General features: G+C 66.8%; 1 protein-coding gene and 1 pseudogene. Both read right to left on the bottom strand.

The window, feature by feature from the left end; all coding sequences use genetic code 11:
* Positions 1 to 514 precede the first annotated feature (514 nt).
* Entirely contained in the window at positions 515 to 1,741 is a 1,227-nt protein-coding gene (locus LQV45_RS28675) for an MFS transporter (RefSeq protein ID WP_230010386.1), read from the bottom strand.
* Positions 1,719 to 1,953 (bottom strand): annotated as a pseudogene (locus LQV45_RS28670) (dihydrodipicolinate synthase family protein); the annotation flags it as partial. The gene LQV45_RS28675 and the pseudogene LQV45_RS28670, both read right to left, overlap by 23 nt.

Here is a 1,953-nt window from a genome sequence, read left to right as displayed (position 1 = left end):
CTCCCAGATAGTCCAGGGATTTGAAGTGGCTCGGGGCAATGCGGTGGCCACCAACCCGAGGAAGGGGTGCCGTTCCGCTGTCCGAGGTCGTCTAGATAGTCGAGCATGCGCCTGCCAGGTCGCCGGGTCCTACGGATTCGTCCGCGGGCGAGCCGCGTCAACGTCAGGGCTGCCCGGTCCGGGCTGTCGTCGACCAGTCCCATGGACCAACGCTACCCACCCCGCCAAGGCCTACTTACCTTTCAACTGTGGCCGCAGGGCGTATGCCGGTGGATTTCTGCCCATCATAAAGGCCATGGCGTCGGTGACCCAGGCAGATCTGAGCGACAGTTGCTTCCGCGGCGGCCGAGAAGGGGCCGAAGTGGCCCTCGACGGCCCCGGGGGATTCCTCTTTGATGACGTCGGCGTTGATCCCTGCGCCGGGAATGACACCCTCGGCCGGCCCGGTGCTCCGCGACGGGGCCATCAGGTTGGAGACATTGCTCGCCGCATACACGCCGCGGATTCAGGCGGGCTAGTGTTTGGACAAGCGTGGACGGGAGCGCTCGATGATGCTGGTGGTCGCAGCAATTGCTGTGAGGGCTGTCGCCAGCAGAAGTGGTGCCCAAACCGTCTGTGCGATAGTTGCACCCGCGACGGCTGTTCCGGCGGATCCTGCTGCGATCTTGAGTGCGCCTACCCAGATGAAGATTTGGCCGCGGGCCTCGATGGGTGCGTATTCGCTTCGCGCGGCGAGGGTTGCCGCGAAGAACATTGCGTTGGCGATCCCTGCCAGGCCGAAGGCAATGAGGGATGTGGGGAGTGTCGGAGTAAGCATCACGAGTATCAGCGTTGCCGCGACGAGTGCGGAGAGGGAGCTCATGAGAGGGTCTGCGTCGCGGCGAAGCGGTCGGAGCATGAGCCCTGCTGATCCGAGGAGATTCCCTATCCCGTAGGCTGCGACCAGTGTTCCGGCGGCCGCGGCGCCGCCGAACGCGGGAGCTGTGGCAACGGCGTAGATCGGTAGCGCGGCGACAGAGAATGCGACGGTCACGGTGAGTCCGAGTGTGCGGCGCAGCGGACCACGTTCCCATATGAGGCTCAGTGTTCGTCCGGGTGATGGCACCCCAACGGCCTTGTTGGGCGGCTCTTGCTTGGGGAGTGCGAGGACGGCTCCAGCACCAACGACGGCGGCTCCGGCCAGAACCAATGTCGCGGTGAGTGCGTCGGATGCTGCCGCGATCCATGCCACTGCTGCCGGGCCGAGGGTGCCGCTGAGTCCGTAGCTTGCGACGTCCCAGCTTTGTGCTCTGCGTTGGCTGCGCTGCCCGGGGCCGGCGATGGAGGGCAGGCGGCTGCTGATCCCGCCGGTGAGCATCGGCCCGAAGATGCCGGAGACGAAGAGCAGCAAGGCTGGCCAGATCGGCCAGGCGACGGGCAGGAGCAGTGCAGCAGCACCGAGCAGCACCCCGTGGAGGACTGCGGAGCACGCGATGACCTTGCGTCCGTCACGGGCTGTATCGAGGCGTCGGGCGATGAAGGGGCCGAGCACGTGGGGTGCGGTGATTGATGCTCCCAGGATGCCGGCCAGCCAGCCCGGCATCCCGCAGGCGTGCGCGAGCAGCACGATGGCGACCACTGCGCCGCCGTCTGCGCTTCGCACAAGCGTCGCGGCGAAGACGTAGCGCGCCAGCGCCCCGCCCCGGCGGTACTTCCCGCGTGAAACGCCGAGGCCGGCGCTACGGGTTAAGCCCGAGCTCATCGACAATCCTGCCAACATGGGCACGCTGCTCCGCGGTCAATCCCTGGAGGGGAAGCGGCAGGCACGATGGTGATGCCAGTCCCAGCTGTTCCGCTATGGCCGCAACGACCCGGATACTCCCGCCAAACTCGGCGAACGACTCCCACAACGGTGCGAGCCGTTCGGACTCAGCGGTCGCGTCTGAGACCCGCCCTTCCAGAGCGGCCCGGGTG

It is taken from the genome of Microbacterium sp. Bi128, assembly GCF_918698205.1.
This window is presented reverse-complemented; position numbering and strand designations above follow the sequence as displayed.